Below are 22,051 nucleotides of genomic sequence, written 5' to 3' on the forward strand. Positions count from 1 at the left end.
GTGCCGTACGACTGCACCGACCGGCTGCCGGTCACCGTCCTGTCCGGCTTCCTGGGCGCCGGCAAGACCACCCTCCTCAACCACGTTCTCGGCAACCGGGAGGGCCTGCGCGTCGCCGTCATCGTCAACGACATGAGCGAGATCAACATTGACGCCGACCTGGTGCGCGGCGGCGAGGCCGCCCTGTCGCGCACCGAGGAGCGGCTGGTGGAGATGACCAACGGGTGTATCTGCTGCACCCTGCGCGACGATCTTCTGGAAGAGGTCGACCGGCTGGCCCGCGAGGGCCGCTTCGACTACCTCCTCATCGAGTCGTCCGGCATATCCGAACCCATGCCCGTGGCCGCCACGTTCGCCTTCGCCCGCGACGACGGGGCGACGCTCGACGACCTCGCCCGGCTGGACACCATGGTGACCGTCGTTGACGCGGCGAACTTCCTGGCCGAACTGGCAAGCGGAGATGAGCTCGTGGAGCGCGGCCTGGACCAGTACGAGGACGACGAACGCACCGTCAGCGACCTGTTGATGGACCAGATCGAGTTCGCCGACGTGATCGTCCTCAACAAGCTGGACCTCGTGGACGAGGAGACCGCCGACACACTTCGGGCGACGCTCGTCCGTCTCAATCCGGCGGCCCGGATCGTCCCCGCCGTTCACGGCCGGGTGAGGGTCGGCGATGTGCTCGGCACCCGGCTGTTCGACCTGGAGCGCGCCCAGCAGGCCCCCGGCTGGGTCAGGGAACTGAACGGCGACCATGTGCCCGAGACGGAGGAGTACGGCATCTCGTCGACCGTGTTCCGCTCCGAAGCGCCCTTCCACCCGGGCCGGTTGTGGACGTTCGTGACCGAGGAGCTCGACAGCGGGGCCTACGGACGCATCCTGCGGTCCAAGGGCTTCTTCACCCTGGCCAACCGCCCGCACGTGACCGGCCTGTGGTCGCAGGCCGGCTCCGTGGCCCGCTTCGAGCCCTCCGCCGCCCACGACGACGAGAGCGCCGAACGTCAGGAACTGGTCTTCATCGGCACGGACCTGCACGCGGAAGCGCTGACGGCGGCCCTGACCGACTGCCTCATGGCGGACCGCGAGAGCCTGCCGCCCGTCGACCCGTTCCCCGCCTGGGAGACCTACGGCATCGACGACACCTGCGAACACGAGCACCCCGCACTCCCGGCGGGAACCTGAGACCCCGGGCCGGGCGGTGGACGCAGCCACGGCACCGCCCGGCCCGGTACGGACACCGACCGGGCCGTCCCGCGGCGGCTCCTCTGGCAGGGTGATCGCCATGGCAGCGCACGTGACGGGTAAGACTCCCGAGTTCACACAGGTCACCGAGCCCTGCGAGGCCACCGCTGACCTCAGACGGGAGCTGGTCGACTGCTGGACGGCGGTGACCAACGCGGGCGGGGCGGTCATCGCCGCCGGCTTTCCGCTGCCGCCGGTGACCACGGGGGACGTGGAGCCCGAAGTCGACCGGATCGTCCGCGAACTCGGCCCGCCCCGCAGCAGACTGCTAGTCGCCACCGTGGAGGGCGTTCTGGCCGGCTGGCTGCTCCTGCGCCGCGATCAGCATCCGCTCGTCGCGCACTGCGGCGTGGTCAACCACGTCCAGACGCACCCCCGCTTCCGCGGGCAGGGCATCGGCGCGGCACTGATGCGCCGCGTCCCCGGCATCGCCCGCGACGAGATGGGGCTGGAACGGCTGGGGCTGTCCGCGCGGGCCGGTCTGGGTCTTGAGGACTTCTACGGCAAGCTGGGCTGGGCGGAGATCGGCCGCTGGCCAGGGGCGCTGCGGGTGGCCCCCGGCGATGACCGCGACGAGATCCTGATGAGCCTCAGCCTCTGATCCCTCCGGCGAGTTCAGTCGACGAGTCAGTCCTTGACGGCGACGAGGACGTGACTGTCGCCGAACTGCCAGACGGGGGCGACATGGCCAAAGCCCGCCTCCAGCAGCAGTTCGGCCGGCGCGCGGCAGCCGGGGCAGGAAGACGGTGCGGCGCGTGATCAGATCGGCCTCCAGGCAGAGATTGCCGACCAGGTGGACTCCCACCGGGCCCTCGTCGCTGTCCGGTTCGGGTGCCGGGCGGGGCAGGAGGACGGGGTCGACGAGCACGCCGTGCTCCTCCAGACTCACGTCCCCGGCGTTCATGCCGAGGCGCACCAGGTACTCACCCGGGCCGGAAGCATCCTCTGTACGCCGTACGTCCAGGACGCGTGCCAGGGAGAGCCCGCACTGGTCGACCAGAGCCCGGCCCGGTTCGGTGTAGAGGTCGTACAGGTGCTCCAGGAGCAGAGTGGCCGACGGGCGGCCGAGGGAGGGCGCGGACAGGGAGAGGAGCTCGTCGAGGTAGCCGGGGCCGGCGGTCGGGCGGTGCGCCGGATAGACGGCCGCCGCCCCGCGTACCGTGCCGGCCTCGTTGCGCAGCCCGTAGCCGTGTCCGCGCCAGGTCAGCGGCGGGCGGGCACCGAGCACCGCCTCGCTCAGCGCGGTGGTGTAGCGCTCCCACTCACCGGCGTCGGCGACATAGCCGGCCCCGAAGCCGCCGCCGATGTCGAGGACGCGCGGTGAAAGACCCCTGGCACGGCACTCGTCCATGACCTTCACACAGTGCTCCAGGGCACGGCCCTTCTCCGCCTGGGCGGTGGTGTCCAGGTGGTAGGCGATGCCCGTCAACTCGACGGCGTCACGGTGGCGTTCGACGGTGGAGAGCAGCTCGCCGACGTCCCCGGCCGGCGAGCCGAAGCGGCTGCGCCGCGAGAGCACGCGCACGCCCTGGAGGTCCCGTGCCGACTCGAACTCGGAGAGCCGCAGCAGCACGTCGGTTCGGGGCAGGCCGTACTTCCGTACCATTTCGGCCAGTTGGTCGAGTTCGCCGCGTGAGTCGAGGTTCACCGTCACGCCGGCGCGGGCGGCCAGCCACAGGAACTCGGGGTCCTTGGGGCCGGTGGCCATGATCCGGTCCGGGGCGAAGCCGCAGCCCAGGGCGTGTTGCAGCTCCCCCACCGAGGCCACGTCGATGCCGACCCCGGCCGGGTCCGCAGCCGCCAACCGTCGCACCAGCGCGCTGGACCGGTTCGCCTTGTGCGCGAAGTACACCCGCCCGGCGAGGTGGTGTGCACGATAGACGGCCTGGAACCGCTCGGCGTTCTCGGCGATCCGCTCCGGGAGCAGCACGTTGAGCGGTGATCCGAGCGCGCCGACGAGCGAGTGCAGGAACGGACCGGCGTCCAGCAGCGCGCTGAGCGGTGGTTCCAGTCGTGGTCGCAGATACAGGGGCACTCCCACGACAGGCACCTTCCCTTTCGGCCCGCATCGGCCGAGCGGCTCCGACGATCGTTCGGGCGTAATCATTTCCGCCTACAACCGCCATTAAGCGCTCAGGACTGGACACGTCACGACAGTCGGCGTGGCGCTGTCACACCACACATGCAAGCATTGCTATATATTCATGAAGCCACGCGTCACTTGCGGGCCCCCACCTCTCAACCGACCCCAGAGCACAACCAGGAGCACGAGATGACCAGTGCCACCGAGCACCGCACGCACGACGAGCACGCGCACACGCACGGCGAGGGCTGCGGGCACGTCGCCATCCCGCACGGCGACCACACCGACTTCGCGCACGACGGCCACCTCCACCGCGCCCACGGGGACCACATCGACGAGTGCGCGAATGCCGGCCACGCCCGCCACGAGGACCACGGCCACCAGCACGGCGAGGGCTGCGGGCACGTGGCCGTACCCCACGAAGACCACGTCGACTACGTGCACGAGGGCCACCGCCACGCGGCACACGAGGGGCACTGGGACGACCACTGAGCCGGCCCGGCGTTCAGTAGCGAGAAGACGAAGGCGAACCGACAATCATTGCCACATGCTAATGTCTGCATGTGGCAACCGTTCCCCCTTCTCCGGCGACCCCTACGGACGAGCCGATACGCTCCCTGCAGGCGGCCAGTGACCTCCTGAAGGCACTGGCCTCCCCGGTGCGCCTAGGCATCGTGCGCGAACTGTCCGAGGGCGCGAAGTACGTCCATGAACTGGTCACCGCCCTCGGGGTGAGTCAGCCGCTGGTCTCCCAGCACCTCCGGATCCTGCGCACCTCCCGCATCGTGACCGCACACCGGGAGGCCCGGGAGATCCGGTACGGCCTCACCGACGACCACGTCGCCCACATTGTGCTGGACGCCATCCGGCACGCCCAGGAGTAGCCCGGCGCCTCCGCGATCCGGTGACGGCGCCAGGCCCTCCGCGACGGTGCGCCCGACACGTACTCCCGGCCATCGCCACGCTTGCGCAGAGCGTTCGCCGTCGAACAGTGCCGGAGCCCAGGACGCCCGCCCACGCTGCGGCGAGCACGGCCCACAGTCCTCGCACATTTGCCGTTCCCGCAAGCTCAGTTGCCGATTTCGCGCGGCCCGCGCACGGTGGGCCCCTCGGAACCGGATCAACGAGAAAGCGGGTGCCGCACGAGGGCGTACGGCCGGGACATCGCTGGTGAACGATTCACGCTGGACTGGCCCGCATGGCGGGCTGATTGGGAGCAGTGGCTCGTCGCACCGCACGGCTGGCTGTCGGCGCCATCCCTGTACTGGCTGGACACCACCCTCCGCCACTACCCGGGGCTGCCGGGCCTCTGGTCCGAGGACCACGGCGAGGTGGTCATCGACCCGGAAGAAGCGACGATGTCGTTCGGGGGCGAGAGTTTCGGCATGGTGAAGCGGCTCCCGCAGGCCGCCGCCCCCCGACGACCAGCGGGTGACGGCAGGCGAACTGGAGATCGGCATCACCTACCGCGACGCCTACATGATCTGGTCTACGACCCGGACGCGCCGACGCGACGGAACTTCCGTGGGGTCCCCACCTTCGGGCCCGACCCCAACTGGGTGCTCACCGGCCACTACGAGCCGTACGAGTCGCCCAGCCCGGTCAAACTCGGCTCCGTCGGACCGGAGTTGAGCGAGCGCACCTGCGACTCCCCCCGGCTTGTCCGCTTCCAGCACGCCCGACACACCTACACCCTGCGGGTGCTGGGCTCCGGCGGCACGCTGCACACCGTGTTCGCCGACGGCACCAGCGGCGTCTCCACCTACAGCGCGGGCCGCTCACTGGTGATCTCCGATGTGGACGAGGACGGCCAGGTGCGCCTGGACTTCAATCGGGCGGTGAACCTGCCGTGCGCGTTCAGCGACAACTTCCCCGTCTGCCCAGTGCCTCCGCCGGACAACCGGCTGCCCTTCGCCGTCGAGGCGGGCGAGCGGACACCGCGAGAGAAGACCGGCTGACGCCGCAGCCACCCGGCATACAGCCCACCGCCGCGACGGCAGCGCCCCAATCGCCCCCATGCAACCCGCGGAGGCCCCTCGGGCGACCCTCGGGTGACCTAACACTCGCTTATGGAAATCGTGTTCACTTACCGTGGGAGGGGAATCGGCCCAAGCATCCCGGGAGGTCCGCCCCATGTACGACTCGTCGGCCGAGCAGTCGTCTCCGGCCTGGCGCACGACCCGGCAACGCATCGCGGTCATGGGCGCGTTGCACGACTGCTCCGGCTTCTCGTCCGCGAGGGAACTGCATGCGGCACTCGAAGCCGACGGCGTCAGGGTCGGGTTGACCACGGTGTACCGGACCCTCCGGACACTGGAGCGTACCGGGCACGTCGACGTCGTACGGGAGCGGACCGGCGAGCGGCTGTACCGGCCGCGCCCCACCGATGGACACCGGCACTACCTCGTCTGCCGTCGATGCGGCGTCAGCCGGCCCGTGGACGCCGACGCGGTCGAGCGATGGGCGGACGGCGTGGCGGCGGCCACGGGATTCGCCGAGGTCGAACACACCGTGGAGCTGACGGGTATCTGCGATCGCTGCCGGCCGGCGGGGCCGGCCCCGGGCCCGCCCGTCCGGGAGCGAGACACACCCCTTCCGCCGGCCGGCGATGGCGGTCCGTAGTGGAGCGCGTCGTACGCGTAGCCGTCATGTCAAGCCTTGGCAACGATTGTCATATCGATGGCGGCCAGCCATGGTCCTGACATTCATTTCCACCTAGCGTGGTAAGTGACCCGGCTTCGGCCCGGCCGCTCCACCACTCGCGAAGACTCCCGCTCCAACCCCGTCGCGGAGGAACCATGCCCTCGTCCCCGTCCCGCCGTCGCCTGGCGCTGATCACCGGCGCCTCCCTGGCCCTGCTGGCAGGCTGCGGCAGCTCGTCGGACTCCGGAAGCAACGGGAGTTCCGCGTCGGACTCGGCCTCGTCTTCCAAGATCACGGTTGTCGCCTCGACGAACGTCTACGGCGACATCGTCGGGCAGATAGGCGGCGACCATGTCGACGTCACCTCGCTCATCAGCGACCCCGGCCAGGACCCGCACTCCTACGAGGCCGACACCCAGAACCAGTTGACCCTGTCCAAGGCCAAGGTCGTCGTCGAGAACGGCGGCGGCTACGACGACTTCATCGACCGGATGCTGAAGAGCAGCAACTCCACCGCCGAAGTGATCAACGCCGTCAAGGTCTCCGGCAAGACCGCGCCCAAGGGCGGCGGGCTCAACGAGCACGTCTGGTACGACTTCCCCACCGTCGCCAAGATCGCCGACAGCATCTCCACCGCGCTGGGCAAGGCCGACCCCGGCAACGCCGCCACCTTCACCAAGAACGCCGAGACCTTCAAGTCGAAGCTCACTCCGCTGGAGTCGAAGGAAGCGCAGATCAAGAAGGACCACAGCGGTGAGGGCATAGGCATCACCGAGCCGGTGCCGCTGTACATGACCGAGGCGAGCGGTCTGGTGAACAAGACGCCTGAGGAGTTCAGCGCGGCCATCGAGGAAGGCAGCGACGTCTCCCCGAAGGTCCTTCAGACGACGCTGGCCCTGTACAGCGACAAGAAGGTCAAGGCGCTGGTCTACAACGCGCAGACCTCCGGCCCGCAGACGGAGAAGGTCCAGAACGCGGCCAAGGCGGCCGGCATCGCCGTCGTACCCGTGACCGAGACCCTGCCCAAGGGCAAGGACTACCTCGGCTGGATGACGTCGAACGTCGACGCGCTCGCGAGCGCGCTGGCCAAGTGAGGCGAGTGGCGGTGATCCCCGTACCCAAGTCCCGCCAGGGCGACCCGGAGACCGGCGGCAGCGGCACCGCGCCGGTGCTCGGTCTGCGCGGCGCCGCCGTGTCCTACGGCGAGCGTGTGGTGTGGCAGGGCCTCGATCTCGACGTGCGGCCCGGGGAGTTCCTCGCCGTCCTCGGGCCGAACGGCTCGGGCAAGACCAGTCTCGTGCGTGCCCTGCTGGGCCGGCAGCCGCTGTCCGCCGGGACGCTGACGGTGCTCGGCCGGCCCGCGCACAAGGGCGGCCGGCACATCGGGTACGTCCCGCAGCAGGCGGCCCTGTCCGCCTACGCGATGCTGCGCGCCCGCGACCTCGTGCGGTTCGGGATCGACGGGCACCGCTTCGGGCCGAGGCTGCGCACGGGTGCCGTCCGCCGCCGGGTGGACGGGATCCTGGAGGCGGTCGGTGCCTCGGCGTACGCCGATGTCCCGCTCGGCCTGCTGTCCGGAGGCGAACGCCAGCGTGTGCGCATCGGGCAGGCCCTGGCGACCGATCCGCGGATCCTGCTGTGCGACGAGCCGCTGCTGTCCCTCGACCTGAACCACCAGCGGGCCGTCACCGAACTGGTGGACGCCCGACGCCGCTCCCACGGCACTGCGGTGGTCTTCGTCACCCACGAGATCAACCCGATCCTCGGGCTGGTGGACCGGGTGCTGTACCTGGCCAGGGGCGGCTACCGGATCGGGACACCGGACGAGGTCCTGACGTCCGAATCGCTGTCCCAGTTGTACGGCACCCAGGTGGACGTCGTCCGCGTGCACGGCCGGGTCGTGGTCGTCGGAGCACCCGACGAGGTCGCCGCACCGGCTCACCACCCCGTCCAGGAAGCCCACGAGTCCGACGGAGTCCGCTCATGACACTCGCCGACTCGATCTGGCAGCAGATCTTCGCCTTCGACAACTACGGCGAACTCCTGACGCTGGTCCGCAACTCCCTCATCGTCGGCGCCGCGCTCGGCCTGGTCGGCGGCCTGGCCGGGGTGTTCGTCATCATGCGCGATCTGCCCTTCGCGGTGCACGGGATCAGCGAGCTGTCCTTCGCGGGTGCCTCCGCGGCGCTGCTGCTGGAGCTCAACATCGTGGCGGGTTCCATCATCGGCTCGCTGGTCGCGGCCGGCGCGATCGGTGTGCTGGGGGCGCGCGCCCGGGACCGCAACTCGGTGATCGGGATTCTCATGCCCTTCGGCCTGGGGCTCGGCGTGCTGTTCCTGGCCCTCTACAAGGGCCGGGCGGCCAACAAGTTCGGCTTGCTCACCGGGCAGATCGTCGCCGTCGACACCCCGCAGATGACCTGGCTGATCGGCACCTCCGCGCTGGTCCTCGTCGTCCTCGCGGTCATCTGGCGCCCTCTGGCCTTCGCCAGCGCCGACCCGGACGTCGCCGAGGCCCGCGGGGTGCCGGTGCGGTCGCTGTCCTTCGCCTTCATGCTCGTGCTCGGCCTGACCGTCGCCCTGTCGGTGCAGGTCGTCGGCGCTCTGCTGGTCCTCACGCTCGTCGTCACGCCGGCCGCCGCCGCCGCCCGCGTCACCGCGTCACCGGTTCTGCTTCCCCTGCTCAGCGTGGCCTTCGCCGTGGTCTCGATCGAGGGCGGGATCCTGCTCGCCCTGGGCAGCAGCATCCCCATCAGCCCCTACGTCACGACCATCTCGTTCACCATCTACGTCGTCTGCCGGCTGGCGGGCCGCTACCGCACCCGACGGTGGGGGGCCAGAAGGTCGATCGCACAATCCGCGTGAACCGCGGGAGCGCCGGCCGGCACGGGGGCGGGCGTCCACAAGCCCGCCCCCGTGCCGTGGTCCGCAGTCCGAGGAGCAAACGGCCGCCCCACTTTGGGCTGTCACCACGGCCTACGGCAGACGCCAGTCCACCGGCTGACCGCCTTGCCGCACCAGCAGGTCATTGGCCCGGCTGAACGGACGCGAACCAAAGAACCCGCGGTCCGCGGACATCGGCGAGGGATGCGCGGACTCGATCGCCGGCAGATCCCCGAGCAGCGGCCGCAGATTGCGCGCGTCACGCCCCCAGAGGATGGACACCAGGGGCTTACCACGCGCCGCCAGCGCCCGGATGGCCTGCTCGGTGACCTCCTCCCAACCCTTGCCCCGGTGTGCGGCCGGACTGCGCGGAGCGGTGGTGAGTGCCCTGTTCAGCAGGAGCACCCCCTGCTCCGTCCATGGCGTGAGGTCACCGTTGGACGGCCTGGGCAGCCCCAGGTCGGAGTGCAGCTCCCGGAAGATGTTCTCCAGACTGCCCGGCAGCGAACGCACCTCGGGCGAGACCGCGAAGCTCAATCCGATGGCCATCCCCGGCGTGGGATACGGGTCCTGGCCGACGATCAGGACGCGGACGTCGTCGAAGGGCTGCTGGAAGGCCCGCAGGACATTCGCTCCGGACGGGAGGTAGGTCCGGCCGGCCGCTATCTCGGCCCGCAGGAAGTCCCCCATCGCGGCGATGCGTTCGGCCGCAGGTTCCAGAGCCTTCGCCCAGCCCGCTTCAACAAGTTCATGCAAGGGTCGTGGTGCCACAGCGCGTCACCCTACTGGCACCCACCGGGGTTGCGCACAGGCGCCGGAGCACCCCACGCACGGACGCCGTCCTCGGCGCTACTCTTCCTCCTCATCGAGGTCATCGAGCCGGTCCGGCAGATCGCGCGGTCGGTCACCGGGAAGGAGGGGAGCCTGTTGCATCCAGTGACTCCCGTACACGCGGTGGGCTTGTCGTCTTCGGTCGCGCCCGAGGTACGCCCGCTGACGACGCTCCTCGGCCGGTCGCCGGCGGTGGGCAGGCGCCGGCCGTGAGCGGAAAGGGCGGCGGCTCCCATGGCGCGGAGAATCCCGCCGTCGACTCAGGGGGCTCCGGGCCCGGCTTTCTCGCCGTCGACTCCGGCGGCTCCGGGCTGCGGGCCGTCGTAGGCGTACCCGGGCGGGAGCCATCGGTGCCGCGGGAGTCCGGGGAGCCGGTGCGTACGGGTGCGCGAGGCATCGACCCCGGGCATCTGCTGGAGCAACTCCTGCCCATGGCACGGGCGCTGATCGCCGAGTACGGGCTGGACGGGGTGACGACGGTCGTCGTCGGCGCCGCCGGGCTGGCCAGTCTCGGCGACGCCCTGCGGGCCGAGCTGCCGGACGCGCTGGCCCGTGAGCTCGGCGTGCGGACGGTCGGGTTGGCCGCCGACGCCGTGACGGCGTACGTCGGCGCCCTGGGCCCGCGCCCGGGCGCGGTGGTCGCCGCCGGTACGGGGCTGATCGCCGTCGGCACCGATCTGACCGGGTGGCGGCGGGCCGACGGCTGGGGGCATCTGCTGGGCGACTGCGGCGGTGGCGCCTGGATCGGCCGGGCGGGCCTGGAGGCGGCGCTGCGCTCCTTCGACGGGCGGGACGGCGGCTCGGCCGCGTTGCGGGCCCGCGCCGAGGAGCGGTTCGGGCCGCCGGCCGGGCTGCCCGGGCAGCTGTATCCGCGCGCCGACCGGCCCGCCGTACTGGCCTCCTTCGCCCCGCAGGTCGCGGACTGCGCCGCGCACGACCCGGTCGCGGCCGGGATCCTGCGCGCGGCGGCCCGGCACATGGCCGAGTCGGCCGCCGCCGTCTGCCCCACGGCAGGTGAGCCCCGAGTCGCTCTCACCGGCGGCCTGTTCAAGCTGGGCGATCCGCTTCTCGTACCGCTGGCCGAGGAGTTGACGAGCCTGCTGCCGCAGGCGCGGCAGGTTCCGGCGGAGGGCGATCCACTGCACGGAGCGGTACGCGTCGCGCGTGACCTGATCACCGGTCGGCTCACTCTGCCGGGTGATGGACGGCTGCTCTCCGTAGTGCACACAAAGGGGGACTGATCCCACTGAGACATGAAGTGTCCGACAGATGGCGAGATCACCTCCGAATCAGGCGTAACTCATCAGACAAAACCGGACGGATACCGCTCACCTGCACCCTCCCCGAACAGGGGAGCCCAATAAGCCAGTAACATGCGGCGCCATGAGCTCCCCCACTGGGCCCGCGTCCGGCCTGCCAGTACGAATGCCGCGACCCCGCCAGCCCGGACGGCATCGCCGCCCCGAACCGCTGGTGGCTCCCGAGGACGCGCCCGCGTTCGTCCTCGCGGTGCCGGGTACACCCAGTTCGGCCACGCGCGGCCTCGCCGAGGAGGTCGTGAGCATCGCCCGTTCCGAGTTGCCCGGCCTGGACGCCCGGATCGGGTACCTGGACGGGGACGACGGGGAGTTCCCCACCCTTCAGTCCGTGCTCGCCCGTGCCGCCGAGGAGCGCGCCGCCCGCTACGAGCAGGCCGTCGCCGCCGGTGCCGAGGGCGTCAAGGCGCCCGACGGTCCGGTCGCGGTCGTCGTGCCGCTGCTGGCCGGCCCGGACAGCGCGCTGCTGCGCCAGGTCCGCCAGGCGGTCATGGAGAGCAGGGTCGCCGCCGACCTGACCGACGTCCTCGGCCCGCACCCGCTGCTTGCCGAGGCGCTGCACGTGCGCCTCTCGGAGGCCGGTCTGGCCCGCGCCGACCGTGCCCGCCTGTTCACCGTGGCAACGGCGGCCGACGGCATCATCCTCGCCTCGGTGGGCGGCGAGGAGGCCGTGCAGGCCGCCGGGATCACCGGCATGCTGCTGGCAGCGCGCCTGGCCGTGCCGGTGATGGCCGCGGCGCTGGACCAGGAGGGTTCGATCGCCTCCGTCGCGGAGCAGCTGCGTGCCTCGGGTTCGCAGCAGCTGGCGCTGGCGCCGTATCTGATCGGTCCCGAGATCGACGCGGGCCTGCTGGCAGCGGCCGCCGAGGAGGCGGGTTGCGCCACGGCCGAGCCGCTGGGGCCGTATCCGGCGATCGGCAAGCTGGCGCTGGCCAAGTACACGACGACGCTGGGGATCGCTCCGCAGCAGCCGCAGGGTGCGCCGGTGCGCTGAGATCGGCATGCGCTTCGACGGGCCCCTTCTCGGAAGGGGCCGTCGGTTTTTCTGGGGTGGTGCGGAGGTTGTCGGCCGGCCGCCGGTGGGGGTTCATCGCGCACACGCGGTGGAGTGGATTTGACACAGCCCCGCGCCCATTGGGGCCGCGTTGCGGGGCCTGTCAGTCGAAGACCACGCAGGAGGCTGCCGGGACCTCCACCGAGCCGTCGTAGCGCGGCACGCCCGTCTCGCGCTCCACGGCGAACCATGTGATGTCCCCGGAGCGTTCGTTCGCCGAGTACAGGTAGCCGCCCGACTCCGTGAGGGCCCGCGGCCAGTGGCCCCCGCACGGGACCGTCGCCGTCAGGTGCAGTTGGTCCTCGTCGACCGCGAACGTCGTCAGGACGTCCTCGCCCCGGGTCGCCGTCCAGACGAAGCGGCCGTCGGGCGATACGACGATGCCGGAGGGGTAGGCGTCGCCAACCGGGGCGCCGGGCAGTACCGGGGTTTCGGCCAGTGGCTTCAGGGCGCCGGTGTCGGCGTCCCAGCGGCAGACCGTGACGGTCGGGGTGAGTTCGTTGACCACGTAGGCGTACCGGCCGCCGGGGTGGAAGGCCAGGTGGCGGGGGCCGGAGCCGGGCCGCAGGGCGTACTCGCGGTGGACGGCGAGGACGCCGCCGTTCAGGGTGCAGACCCGGACCGAGTCGGTGCCGAGGTCGACGCTGACCGCCCAGCGGCCGCTGGGATCCGGCTGTACCTGGTGCGCGTGCGGGCCGCGCTGGCGGCGCTCGTGCGGGCCCGAGCCGGTGTGCTGGAGCACCCCGGAGGCGACCCCGGCGAGGGTGCCGTCGGGGCGGACGGGCACGGCGCTGACACTGCCGGAGCCGTAGTTGGCGGTCAGCACGTGACCGTCGAAGACGCTGAGGTGGGTGGGGCCGCTGGCGTCGACCGGGACCGGCGGTCCGGCGAGCCGTGGCTTGTCGTCGTGGACGTGGTACGCGGCCACCGCGCCGTCGGCGGTCTCGCTGACCGCGTACAGGGTGTGTCCACCGCGCGCGAGCGCGAGATAGGACGGATCGGGGACGCCGTCGACGCTCTCCAGGAGGGCCAGGGCGCCGCTGTGCGGGTGGACCGCCGCCGTGACGACCCCCGGCCCGCCCGCCGCCGTGAACGACCCGATGAACGCCCTGCGCCGTCTGCCACCGTCTGTCACCGCTGTCCCCTCTCGATACGAGCCGGTACGAGTCAGTACGAGCCGGTCCGGGGCCGACGGTAGCAGTCGGTCTAGACCAAGGCGTCCGGTGCGGCGCGTCTCAGGCGCCGACCAGGGGCGAGCCGGAGGAGGCGCGCAACGGCTCGGCGAGTTCGGCCAGGGCGCGCTCCAGGCCGTGCAGATGGGCGAGGGCGGGCTCGGTGGGCGGTTCGTCGGGGCCGGTGATGTGTTGGGAGCCCTGGGTGAGTGCCTCGACGGCCGCCTCGACGCGCCAGCAGGCGGTGGCCAGCCGGGCGTCGTGGGAGGCCTCGGTATCGGCGGCGACGGCGACCAGACCGCGGATCTCCCGGGCGCAGTCGTCCAGCAGGGTGAGGACCCGGCGGGCGCGGCGCTTGCGGCCGGGCATCGGGGTGAGCGGGTGGACGAGGGGTGCGACCGAGAACCGTACCCGGCCAAGCAGCTGCTCCAGTTCGGCCACCCGGGGTGCCGGGTCGACGGTGGCGGATCCGGCGAGCCGGGCGGCGGCCTCGGCCGTGCAGGCGTGGACACAGCGCAGGGCGCGCTGGATCCAGGCGTCGGTGGCGAGGTGGGTGGTGACCGGCAGCACGAACAGCGCGGCGAGTCCGGCGCCGAGGGCGCCCACGCCGGTCTCGGTGAGCCGGAGCGCCAGCAGGCCGGGGGTGAGGACGCCGAGGAGGCCGTAGAGCAGTTCGGCGAGGAAGGTCACCCAGAGCATCATCCAGGTGTAGGAGACGGCGGCCGTGTAGAAGATGCCGAAGACGGCGACCGCGGCCAGGACGGCGGTGGGGACGGGGGCGCCGTGCACGGGGACGGCGACGAGCAGACCGAGTGCGATGCCGATGGCCGTGCCGAGGACCCGGCGGAAGCCCCGGACCAGCGTGTCGCCGCGCGAGGCGGTGTTGACGAAGATCCACCAGGTGGCACCGACCGCCCAGTACCAGCGCTGGCCCGACACCGACTGGCCGACGACCAGCGCGAAACCCGCGCCCGCGGTCGCCTGGACGGCCTGCCGGGTGGTCACCCGGGCCAGGCCGGTGCCGGCGGGCGGGGCGGGTGCCGGCGCCGGGGGCAGCCGGCGCTCGTAACACCACAGGCCGAAGCGCACGGTGGCCGCACTGAGCACGGAGAGCAGCACAGCCACGTACAGCTCGGGCAGCTGCCCGGGCGTGGTGTGCAGGAACTGGGCCGCGAAGTACGTCATGAACGCGAACACGCCGAGACTGTGGCCGCGCGGCCCCCAGCGGCGGGCGTAGACGCCCGCGCCGACCACGGCGAGGAAGACCAGGTCCCGTGCGACGGGCACGTCGTGCAGTTCGGCCGCCGCGGCGAGCACGGGAAGGCCCACGGCGGGCAGCAGCGCGGTGGTGACGGCCTGCCCGCGCACGGTGGCGTCCGCGACCGTGAACAGGGCGAGCAGCGCGGCGAGCCCGCCGGTGACGGCGCCCGTGAGGGAGTGTCCGGCCAGCCCACAGAGCACGACGGCGAGGCCGATGCCCAGCACGGCCCGCGCGGCGAAGCGCAGCCGCACCCGCCCCGGGTCCGGAGCCGCGAACACCCTCTTCAGCACTGCTTCCCCTCCTACGGACGGCACAGAAAGGACGGCACAGAAATGGCGCCGCGGGGATCCGCAGCGCCATCGACACACACATGAGAGCATCGCCGACGCGACCGGCTCAAGTGTCTCCGGTTTCACTGAGCCATTGGCCCAGCTTCGGCGGGCGCCACCATCCGGCCCAAAGGCCGATGGTCCAGGTCGACAGGAAGTCGCCATGAGCCATTGGTACAGTCGTATGCCATGACCGTGGACGAGCTCGACACCCGCATTCTGCGGCTGCTGCTGGAGCAGCCGCGCACCAGCGTGCGCGAGTACGCCCGCGTCCTCGGTGTCGCCCGGGGCACCCTGCAGGCCCGCCTGGACCGGCTGGAGCGCGATGGCGTGATCATCGGCGGCGGCCCCTCCCTCTCCCCCGCCGCACTCGGCCACCCGGTGCTGGCCTTTGTGCACATCGAGGTCACGCAGGGCCATCTCGACGACGTGGGGGACGCGCTGGCCGCCGTGCCGGAGATCGTGGAGGCGTTCTCGATCACGGGCGGCGGGGATCTGCTGACCCGGGTGGTGGCGCGGGACAACGCGCACCTGGAGGATGTGATCCAGAAACTGATCAGCCTGCCGGGCGTGGTGCGCACCCGCACGGAGGTGGCCCTGCGCGAACGCGTTCCGCACCGGCTGCTGCCGCTGGTGGAGTCCATCGGCCGGGCGGCACGCACGTAACGGCATCCTGGTCCTATGTGCGATCTCGGCAGCCTCTCGGTCATCTTCGATCTCGACGGAACCCTCGTGGACAGCGAGCCGAACTACTACGAGGCGACCCGGCAGACCCTGGCGGCACACGGCGTTACGGACTTCACCTGGGCGGAGCACGAGAGCTTCGTCGGCATCAGCACCCTGGAGACGGTGGCTCTGCTCCGGGAGCGCCACGGACTCCGGCCCTCGGTGGCCGAGTTGCTCACGGAGACGAACAGGCATTACCTGGCACTGGCCCGCACCCATACACACCCGTACCCGGAGATGCGGACGTTCGTGGAGCTGCTCGCTGCCGAGGGCGTGTCCATGGCGGTGGCCTCCGGCTCCTCTCCCCCGGCGATCGAGGCGATCCTGGCCGGCACGGGCCTGGGCGCGTACCTGCGCACGGTCGTCTCGGCCGACGCGGTGCCCCACGGCAAGCCGGCACCGGACGTGTTCCTGGAGGCGGCCCGGCGCCTCGGGGCCGCCCCGGCCGACTGTGTGGTCCTGGAGGACGCCGTCCCGGGAGCGGCAGCGGCGCACGCGGCCGGGATGCGCTGCATCGCGATCCCGTACGTCGCCGCGCAGGCCGACGCGCCCGAGTTCGCCGCGGCCGGTCTGTTGCTGCGGGGCGGCCAGGCGGAGTTCACGGCACGCGCGGCCCACGACTGGCTCACCGGCGCCTGAACTCCTTTACCCGTCAGTACCGTTGACGCTCTCGCGCCTCTTCTCTATTTTCTGGACGAATTCCCGAACGCCGTCCGAAATCTCAAACAGATGAGGTGCACATGGCGCAGCCTTTCTCCCGAAGGACCCTCCTCCAGGTGACGGCTATGGTCGCCGCCGCCGGCGGGACCGGCGTCACGGTCGGCGGGAAGGCGGCCGCGGGGCAACCGGCTTGGACGGTACGGCCGTTCGGGCTGGGGGATGTGACGCTGGAGCCCGGGCTGTTCGCGGAGAAGCGGGCGTTGCTGCTCGACCATGCGCGCGGCTACGACGTGAACCGGCTGTTGCAGGTGTTCCGGGCCAACGCGGGGCTGGACACGGGCGGTGCGGTCGCGCCCGGTGGCTGGGAGGGCCTGGACGGGGAGGCCAACGGGAATCTGCGCGGGCATTACACCGGGCATTTCCTGACCATGCTGGCGCAGGCGTACGCGAGCACCGGTGAGGACGTGTTCGCGGCGAAGATCCGCACCATGGTGGGGGCGTTGGGCGAGGTGCGCGACGCCCTGCGACACGAGCCCTCCGTGCTGAGCGTGGCCGGGGTGCTCGGTGGGCGGGCCGCCGAGAACGGCCGGGGGTCCTACCAGTACGCCGAGTTGCCGGCCGGTGTGCTCGGGGACGCCTCCGCCGTCACCTTGTCCGCCTGGGTGAAACCCGGTCATCAGGACGCCTGGGCGAGGGTGTTCGACTTCGGGAACGACACCACCCGGTACCTCTACCTCGCCGCCCGCAACGCGCACGGAGTGCCCCGGTTCGCGATCACCACCGGCGGAGCGGGCGCCGAGCAGGCGATGGACGGCACCGCCGCACTGCCCCTCGACCGGTGGAGCCACCTCGCGGTGACGATCGCCGACGGCACCGGCACGCTGTACGTCAACGGCACGGCCGTGGCCCGCAACACGGCCATGTCCCTCACCCCGGCCGCCCTCGGCGCCCTCGCCCACCACTGGCTCGGCCGCTCCCACTACCCCGCCGACCCCGTCTTCGCGGGCGCCTTCGGTGGCTTCGACATGTGGTCACGGGCGTTGAGCGCCGACGAGACAGCCGGGTTGCAGAGCGCACGGGCGAGCGGCGACCTGGTCTCGTACGCCTTCGCCGAGACGTCGGGTTCGACGTTCGCGGACGCCTCGGGGCGCGGCCTCGACGCCAGCCTGCGCCGGACCTGGGGCGGGCCCAGCCACCCGGGGTTCCTCGCGGCCTATCCGGAGACGCAGTTCATCCTGCTGGAGTCGATGACCGGCAGCGACTACACGAAGGTGTGGGCGCCGTACTACACCGCGCACAAGATCCTCCGGGGGCTGCTGGACGCGTACACCGCCATCGGTGACGAGCGGGCGCTGGATCTCGCGTCCGGCATGGGCGACTGGATGTACGCGCGGCTGTCCGTGCTGCCCGCCGCCACGCTCCAGCGGATGTGGGGGATCTTCTCCAGCGGTGAGTTCGGCGGGATCGCCGAGGCGGTCTGCGACCTGCACGAGCTCACCGGCAGGGCCGAACACCTCGCGCTGGCCCGGCTGTTCGACCTGGACAGCCTCATCGACGCCTGCACCGCGAACACCGACACCCTCAACGGACTGCATGCCAACCAGCACATCCCGATCTTCACCGGTCTGGTCCGGCTGTACGACGCGACCGGCGAGGAGCGTTACCTGACCGCCTCGAAGAACTTCTGGGGCATGGTCGTACCGCATCGTATGTACGGCATCGGCGGCACCAGTACGACCGAGTCCTGGAAGGCGCGGGACGTGATCGCGGGGACCATCAGCGCGACCACCGCCGAGACCTGCTGCGCGTACAACATGCTGAGACTGAGCCGGGCGCTGTTCTTCCACGAGCAGGATCCGGCGTACCTGGACTACTACGAACGGGCCCTGTACAACCAGGTGCTCGGCTCCAAGCAGGACCGGGCCGATGCCGAGAAGCCGCTGGTCACCTACTTCATCGGGCTGACGCCCGGGCATGTGCGGGACTACACGCCCAAGCAGGGCACGACCTGCTGCGAGGGCACGGGCATGGAGTCCGCCACCAAGTACCAGGACTCGGTGTACTTCGCGGCGGCCGACGGCAGCGCCCTGTACGTCAACCTCTACAGCCCGTCCACGCTGACCTGGGCCGAGAAGGGGATCACCGTCGGCCAGACCACCGGCTACCCCCGGGAACAGGGCAGCACGCTCGCTGTCGGCGGGAGCGGGCGGGCCGCCTTCGAACTGCGGCTGCGGGTGCCGGTGTGGGCGACGGCCGGGTTCCGGGTGACCGTCAACGGGCGTGCGGTGCCGGGCACTCCGGTACCGGGCAGCTACTTCGCCGTGCCCCCGAGGACCTGGCGGGCAGGGGACACCGTGCGGGTGTCGGTTCCCTTCCGGCTGCGGGTCGAGAAGGCCCTCGACGACCCTTCGCTGCAGGCCATGTTCTACGGCCCCGTCAATCTCGTCGGCCGCAACTCGGCCACGGAGTATCTGAAGTTGGGGCTGTACCGGAACGCGGGGCTCTCCGGGGACCTGCTTCCGTCCCTGACTCCGGTGCCCGGCACCCCGCTCCACTTCACCCTCGACGGAACCGAGTTCGCCCCCTTCCACGAGGGGACCGAGGACCCGACCCACGCCTACTTCCGGCGCTCGGAGCCCACGGTGGTGTTCGGCGGCCTCGACTCGGCGGTCGCCAACCCGGTCAAGCCGGACGGCGGTTCACTGCTGGACGAGGTCTGGGCCGGGGCGCCGTTCCACGCCAAGGGGGCACTGGTGGCGCGGGTGCGTTCGGTCGTGGCCGCGTGGGTGGCGGGAGGCCTGCTGACCGGGGCGGACGGGGACCGGATCGTGGCTACCGCGGGGAAGGCGTCGTACGCGCGCTGACATCCGGGCCGTCACCCGGAAGGGCCAGTGCTGCCAGCCGTTCGCTCCGCCGGTCGTGCGATGTGCGTGACGACTGCATAGCGTTGCCGCATGACCATGACCTGGGCAAAGCCGCAGCGACCGGCCACCGAGGACCGGCGCTGGCGGGCGCTCGGGGTCTGTCTGGCGGCCGGCTTCATCTCGCTGCTCGACACCTCGATCGTCAATGTGGCGTTGCCCTCGCTGGAGCGCGGGCTGGGCGCGTCGGCGGCCGCCCAGTCCTGGGTGGTCTCCGGGTACGCCCTGACCTTCGGGCTGGCGCTCGTCCCGGCGGGCCGGCTGGGTGACATGCGCGGGCGGCGCCAGGCCTTCCTGTTCGGGCTGGCCATGTTCACGCTGGCCTCGGCGGCGTGCGGGCTCGCGGCGAGTCCCGACTGGCTCGTGGTGTTCCGGCTGATCCAGGGCGCGGCGGCGGGCTTGGTCGCGCCGCAGACCTCGGGGCTGATCCAGCAGATGTTCCAGGGCGCCGAGCGGGCCAAGGCCTTCGGGCTGCTCGGCAGCGTCGTCGGGGTCTCGACGGCGGTGGGCCCGCTGGCCGGCGGTCTGATCATCGACGCCGTCGGCACCGGCGACGGCTGGCGCTGGGTGTTCTTCGTCAATCTGCCCATCGGGGTGGCCGCCTTCGTCGCGGGGCTGCGGCTGCTGCCCCGGTTCCCCGCTTCGCCGGGCCGGCGGGAGGAGTTCGACCCCGTCGGGGTGGTGCTCCTCGGTGCCGGGGTGCTCGCGCTGATGCTGCCACTGGTGCAGGAGCAGCAGTGGCCCGGGCGGCTGAAGTGGGCACTGCTGCCGGTGGGCGGACTGCTGCTGGGCCTGTTCTGGGCGTGGGAGCGGCGGCAGGGACGGCTCGGACGGGCACCCCTGGTCGATCTGGACCTGTTCTCGCTGCGGTCCTTCACCCTCGGCGCGCTGATCAGCCTGACCTACTTCGCGGGCTTCACCACGGTCTTCTTCGTCCTCGCCCTGTTCCTTCAGAACGCGGCCGGATACAGCGCACTGGCCTCCGGTCTCACGGTGCTGCCGTTCGCGATCGCCTCGGCGGTCGGTGCCGCCCTCGGGGGCCGGCTGGTGGTGCGCCACGGGCGCAATCTGGTCGTCATCGGCCTCAGCGGGGTGGCGCTGGGGCTGCTCGGGATCATCGCGGTGGTGCGGCTGGTGCCGTTGGAGAGCGCGGGGTGGGCCATGGCGGTACCGATGATCATTGGTGGGATCGGCTCCGGTCTCGCGATCTCCCCCAACACGACGCTCACGCTCACCCGCGTCCCGGTGAAGCGGGCCGGCGCGGCCGGAGGCGTGCTGCAGACCGGCCAGCGCGTCGGCTCGGCGGCCGGGATCGCCGTGGTGGGCGCGGTGTACTTCGCCCACTTCGCGAACGGCGGCCCGGCCACCGAGGCGCTCCAGCTGGGCCTGCTCACGTCCGTCGGGTTGATCATGGTGGCGCTGTGTCTGGCGGTCGCCGATCTGCGCGAGCGGGCGAAGGCACCGGAGTAAGACTGAACCCAGGCCGGCCCGGTCCTGGCCCAGGACCTCGGGCTTATGACCGGCGGCGGGGCTTTCCGCGCTTCGCGGGCTTGGCGGACTGGGTGCGCTTCGCTCCGGTGGTCCGGCCCTGTGCGCCACGGCCGGCCGCGGTCGCCTTCTGCGGCCGTTTGGGCTGCGCCTGCGATGCCCTTGATTCCTGAGGCGTCTGTCCGGCCTGACGGCCGCGTGTGCTGTTGACCGTGCGGCCACGGACGATGCCGATGAAGTCCTCGACCATGTCCGTGGTGGCCTCCTCGGGCCAGGACAGGACTACGGTCGACTGCGGGGCGTCGGTGAGCGGCCGGTAGGTGAGGTCCCGGCGGTGGTACAGACGGGCCAGCGACTGTGGGACGACCAGCAGGCCGACGCCGGCGGCGACCAGTTCGACGGCGTCCTCGGTGGTGGCCGGGCGCTCGAAGGCGGGCTCGCCGGGCGGTGCGTCCCAGTCGAAGACGTCGTCGAGGGGGTGGAAGAGGACCTCGTCGGCGAGGTCGGCGACGGTGACCTCCTCGGCCGCCGTGATGACGTGGTCCTTGGGTACGACGACCACCGTGGTCTCGGTGTAGAGGGGGATCGCGCTCAAGAACGTACGGTCCACCGGGAGCCGTACGAAACCGGCGTCCGCGTCACCCGCGCGCAGCATGTCGGACGCCTCGGCCGCCGTGACCTGGTGGAGGCTGAGAGGGATGTCGGGCAGGCGCTCGTTCCAGATCCTCGCCCATTTGGCGGGCGTCACGCCGGGGACGTACGCGAGCCGGAACGACGGTGTTTCCTCCGAGCCTGTCACCAGGCCAGGTTAACCGGCCGGGGCCGTCAGCCCCGCATCGGCCGTGGTCGGCGCCTGCGTGCCCGGCCGATACCCTTGACCTCATGAGTTCGCACCAGACCGCCCAGACGATGAAGCCCGCGACCGCGGCGAAGAAGCTGGGTGTGTACCTGCCCGCCACGCCCGCCGCCTTCCAGGAGGGTGTGGTCTCGCGCGCCGAGCTGACCGAGCTCCAGGCCGACCCGCCCGAGTGGCTGCGCGAGTTGCGGGCCAACGGCCCGCACCCGCGTCCGGTGGTCGCGGAAAAGCTGGGCGTGTCCATCGCGGGGCTGGCGCGCGGCGGGGTGACGGAGCCGCTCACCACCGAGCAGATCGACGAGCTCAAGCGCGAGCGGCCCGAGTGGCTGGACAAGGAGCGCGCCACGCAGGCAGAGGTCCGCAAGGAGGGCGCGCGGCTGAAGAACCTGAAGCGGGAGAAGGACGCGGGACAGGACTGAGGTCCCGACCCGCGCCGCCCGCTCACGGCCCCGGTCCAGGCGTATCCGCCTGCGGACCGGGGCCGTCGCCGTACCCTGCCGTACGCCTCTCAGCCGTGCGGGGAATCCGCCACCGTGCTCCCGGCAGGCCCGGTCGGGCTGCTCCGGCGTGGCGCGGCCGTGCGGCG

At 71.5% G+C, this 22,051-nt stretch carries 20 protein-coding genes and 1 pseudogene; 16 read left to right on the forward strand and 5 right to left on the reverse strand.

Annotated features, from left to right (window positions below; all coding sequences use genetic code 11):
* Both ABZ396_RS17340 and ABZ396_RS17345 read left to right on the forward strand, forming a co-directional pair.
* Complete coding sequence (locus tag ABZ396_RS17340; protein WP_358921914.1) at positions 1–1,182, forward strand: GTP-binding protein; 1,182 nt, start codon at positions 1–3, stop codon at positions 1,180–1,182.
* Positions 1,183–1,282: 100 nt separating this feature from the next.
* Complete coding sequence (locus tag ABZ396_RS17345; protein ID WP_358921915.1) at positions 1,283–1,843, forward strand: GNAT family N-acetyltransferase; 561 nt, start codon at positions 1,283–1,285, stop codon at positions 1,841–1,843.
* A gap of 114 nt (positions 1,844–1,957) precedes the next feature.
* On the opposite strand, the pseudogene ABZ396_RS17350 reads toward ABZ396_RS17345, so the two are convergent.
* A pseudogene (locus ABZ396_RS17350) lies at positions 1,958–3,349 on the reverse strand (alanine racemase); the annotation flags it as partial.
* A gap of 165 nt (positions 3,350–3,514) precedes the next feature.
* Between ABZ396_RS17350 and ABZ396_RS17355 the strand changes: the two are divergent.
* The 7 genes from ABZ396_RS17355 to ABZ396_RS17385 all read left to right on the forward strand — a co-directional run bounded on the left by ABZ396_RS17355 (position 3,515) and on the right by ABZ396_RS17385 (position 8,833).
* Complete coding sequence (locus ABZ396_RS17355) at positions 3,515–3,817, forward strand: hypothetical protein (RefSeq protein WP_358921917.1); 303 nt, start codon at positions 3,515–3,517, stop codon at positions 3,815–3,817.
* Between the two features lie 71 nt (positions 3,818–3,888).
* Positions 3,889–4,209, forward strand: a complete 321-nt coding sequence (locus ABZ396_RS17360; RefSeq protein ID WP_358921918.1) for a metalloregulator ArsR/SmtB family transcription factor — start codon at positions 3,889–3,891, stop codon at positions 4,207–4,209.
* Between the two features lie 189 nt (positions 4,210–4,398).
* Complete coding sequence (locus ABZ396_RS17365) at positions 4,399–5,283, forward strand: DUF1684 domain-containing protein (protein WP_358921920.1); 885 nt, start codon at positions 4,399–4,401, stop codon at positions 5,281–5,283.
* A gap of 175 nt (positions 5,284–5,458) precedes the next feature.
* The gene (locus tag ABZ396_RS17370; protein ID WP_358921922.1) at positions 5,459–5,947 is read left to right on the forward strand and encodes a transcriptional repressor; all 489 of its coding nucleotides are present in this window, start codon (positions 5,459–5,461) and stop codon (positions 5,945–5,947) included.
* 176 nt (positions 5,948–6,123) lie between these two features.
* Positions 6,124–7,062 (forward strand): zinc ABC transporter substrate-binding protein, encoded by a 939-nt coding sequence (locus tag ABZ396_RS17375; RefSeq protein WP_358921923.1) that lies wholly within the window; start codon positions 6,124–6,126, stop codon positions 7,060–7,062.
* Between the two features lie 74 nt (positions 7,063–7,136).
* A complete protein-coding gene (locus tag ABZ396_RS17380) occupies positions 7,137–7,955 on the forward strand; it encodes an ATP-binding cassette domain-containing protein (RefSeq protein ID WP_358922012.1) in 819 nt (272 codons plus the stop codon).
* Positions 7,952–8,833 (forward strand): metal ABC transporter permease, encoded by an 882-nt coding sequence (locus ABZ396_RS17385; protein ID WP_358921925.1) that lies wholly within the window; start codon positions 7,952–7,954, stop codon positions 8,831–8,833. The genes ABZ396_RS17380 and ABZ396_RS17385 overlap by 4 nt, the downstream gene beginning before the upstream one ends.
* Positions 8,834–8,944: 111 nt before the next feature.
* Here the strand turns inward: ABZ396_RS17385 and ABZ396_RS17390 are convergent, their stop codons facing one another.
* On the reverse strand, positions 8,945–9,622 hold the full coding sequence (locus ABZ396_RS17390) for a uracil-DNA glycosylase (protein ID WP_358921927.1): 678 nt from the start codon (positions 9,620–9,622) through the stop codon (positions 8,945–8,947).
* 371 nt (positions 9,623–9,993) lie between these two features.
* Here ABZ396_RS17390 and ABZ396_RS17395 point away from each other — a divergent pair, with 371 nt between their 5' ends.
* Together ABZ396_RS17395 and ABZ396_RS17400 are read left to right on the forward strand one after the other, a co-directional pair.
* Complete coding sequence (locus ABZ396_RS17395; protein ID WP_358922014.1) at positions 9,994–10,923, forward strand: BadF/BadG/BcrA/BcrD ATPase family protein; 930 nt, start codon at positions 9,994–9,996, stop codon at positions 10,921–10,923.
* A gap of 142 nt (positions 10,924–11,065) precedes the next feature.
* Positions 11,066–11,992, forward strand: coding sequence for a hypothetical protein (locus tag ABZ396_RS17400; protein WP_358921929.1), 927 nt, complete (start codon positions 11,066–11,068; stop codon positions 11,990–11,992).
* Between the two features lie 163 nt (positions 11,993–12,155).
* Here the strand turns inward: ABZ396_RS17400 and ABZ396_RS17405 are convergent, their stop codons facing one another.
* Both ABZ396_RS17405 and ABZ396_RS17410 read right to left on the reverse strand, forming a co-directional pair.
* The gene (locus ABZ396_RS17405) at positions 12,156–13,187 is read right to left on the reverse strand and encodes a lactonase family protein (protein ID WP_358921931.1); all 1,032 of its coding nucleotides are present in this window, start codon (positions 13,185–13,187) and stop codon (positions 12,156–12,158) included.
* A 100-nt stretch (positions 13,188–13,287) separates the two neighbouring features.
* Positions 13,288–14,775, reverse strand: coding sequence for an FUSC family protein (locus ABZ396_RS17410; RefSeq protein WP_358921933.1), 1,488 nt, complete (start codon positions 14,773–14,775; stop codon positions 13,288–13,290).
* 228 nt (positions 14,776–15,003) lie between these two features.
* Here ABZ396_RS17410 and ABZ396_RS17415 point away from each other — a divergent pair, with 228 nt between their 5' ends.
* From ABZ396_RS17415 to ABZ396_RS17430, 4 genes are all read left to right on the forward strand, one after another.
* The gene (locus ABZ396_RS17415) at positions 15,004–15,480 is read left to right on the forward strand and encodes an Lrp/AsnC family transcriptional regulator (protein WP_358921935.1); all 477 of its coding nucleotides are present in this window, start codon (positions 15,004–15,006) and stop codon (positions 15,478–15,480) included.
* A 15-nt stretch (positions 15,481–15,495) separates the two neighbouring features.
* On the forward strand, positions 15,496–16,179 hold the full coding sequence (locus tag ABZ396_RS17420; protein ID WP_358921936.1) for an HAD family phosphatase: 684 nt from the start codon (positions 15,496–15,498) through the stop codon (positions 16,177–16,179).
* Between the two features lie 101 nt (positions 16,180–16,280).
* A complete protein-coding gene (locus ABZ396_RS17425) occupies positions 16,281–19,064 on the forward strand; it encodes a beta-L-arabinofuranosidase domain-containing protein (protein WP_358921938.1) in 2,784 nt (927 codons plus the stop codon).
* Between the two features lie 90 nt (positions 19,065–19,154).
* Entirely contained in the window at positions 19,155–20,591 is a 1,437-nt protein-coding gene (locus ABZ396_RS17430) for an MFS transporter (protein ID WP_358921939.1), read from the forward strand.
* A gap of 43 nt (positions 20,592–20,634) precedes the next feature.
* Here ABZ396_RS17430 and ABZ396_RS17435 read toward each other — a convergent pair whose 3' ends face one another.
* Positions 20,635–21,408 (reverse strand): LysR family substrate-binding domain-containing protein, encoded by a 774-nt coding sequence (locus ABZ396_RS17435; RefSeq protein ID WP_358921940.1) that lies wholly within the window; start codon positions 21,406–21,408, stop codon positions 20,635–20,637.
* An 83-nt stretch (positions 21,409–21,491) separates the two neighbouring features.
* Here ABZ396_RS17435 and ABZ396_RS17440 point away from each other — a divergent pair, with 83 nt between their 5' ends.
* On the forward strand, positions 21,492–21,884 hold the full coding sequence (locus tag ABZ396_RS17440) for a DUF5997 family protein (RefSeq protein ID WP_358921942.1): 393 nt from the start codon (positions 21,492–21,494) through the stop codon (positions 21,882–21,884).
* Positions 21,885–22,051: the final 167 nt, after the last annotated feature.

Source organism: Streptomyces sp. NPDC005866, from assembly GCF_040629895.1.
Lineage (GTDB): Bacteria > Actinomycetota > Actinomycetes > Streptomycetales > Streptomycetaceae > Streptomyces.

Coding starts and splice junctions, on each gene's coding strand:
- ABZ396_RS17345 (WP_358921915.1), top strand. CDS start 1,283: ATGGCAGCGCACGTGACGGGTAAGACTCCCGAGTTCACACAGGTCACC.
- ABZ396_RS17355 (WP_358921917.1), top strand. CDS start 3,515: ATGACCAGTGCCACCGAGCACCGCACGCACGACGAGCACGCGCACACG.
- ABZ396_RS17370 (WP_358921922.1), top strand. CDS start 5,459: ATGTACGACTCGTCGGCCGAGCAGTCGTCTCCGGCCTGGCGCACGACC.
- ABZ396_RS17375 (WP_358921923.1), top strand. CDS start 6,124: ATGCCCTCGTCCCCGTCCCGCCGTCGCCTGGCGCTGATCACCGGCGCC.
- ABZ396_RS17385 (WP_358921925.1), top strand. CDS start 7,952: ATGACACTCGCCGACTCGATCTGGCAGCAGATCTTCGCCTTCGACAAC.
- ABZ396_RS17400 (WP_358921929.1), top strand. CDS start 11,066: ATGAGCTCCCCCACTGGGCCCGCGTCCGGCCTGCCAGTACGAATGCCG.
- ABZ396_RS17415 (WP_358921935.1), top strand. CDS start 15,004: ATGACCGTGGACGAGCTCGACACCCGCATTCTGCGGCTGCTGCTGGAG.
- ABZ396_RS17420 (WP_358921936.1), top strand. CDS start 15,496: ATGTGCGATCTCGGCAGCCTCTCGGTCATCTTCGATCTCGACGGAACC.
- ABZ396_RS17425 (WP_358921938.1), top strand. CDS start 16,281: ATGGCGCAGCCTTTCTCCCGAAGGACCCTCCTCCAGGTGACGGCTATG.
- ABZ396_RS17430 (WP_358921939.1), top strand. CDS start 19,155: ATGACCATGACCTGGGCAAAGCCGCAGCGACCGGCCACCGAGGACCGG.
- ABZ396_RS17440 (WP_358921942.1), top strand. CDS start 21,492: ATGAGTTCGCACCAGACCGCCCAGACGATGAAGCCCGCGACCGCGGCG.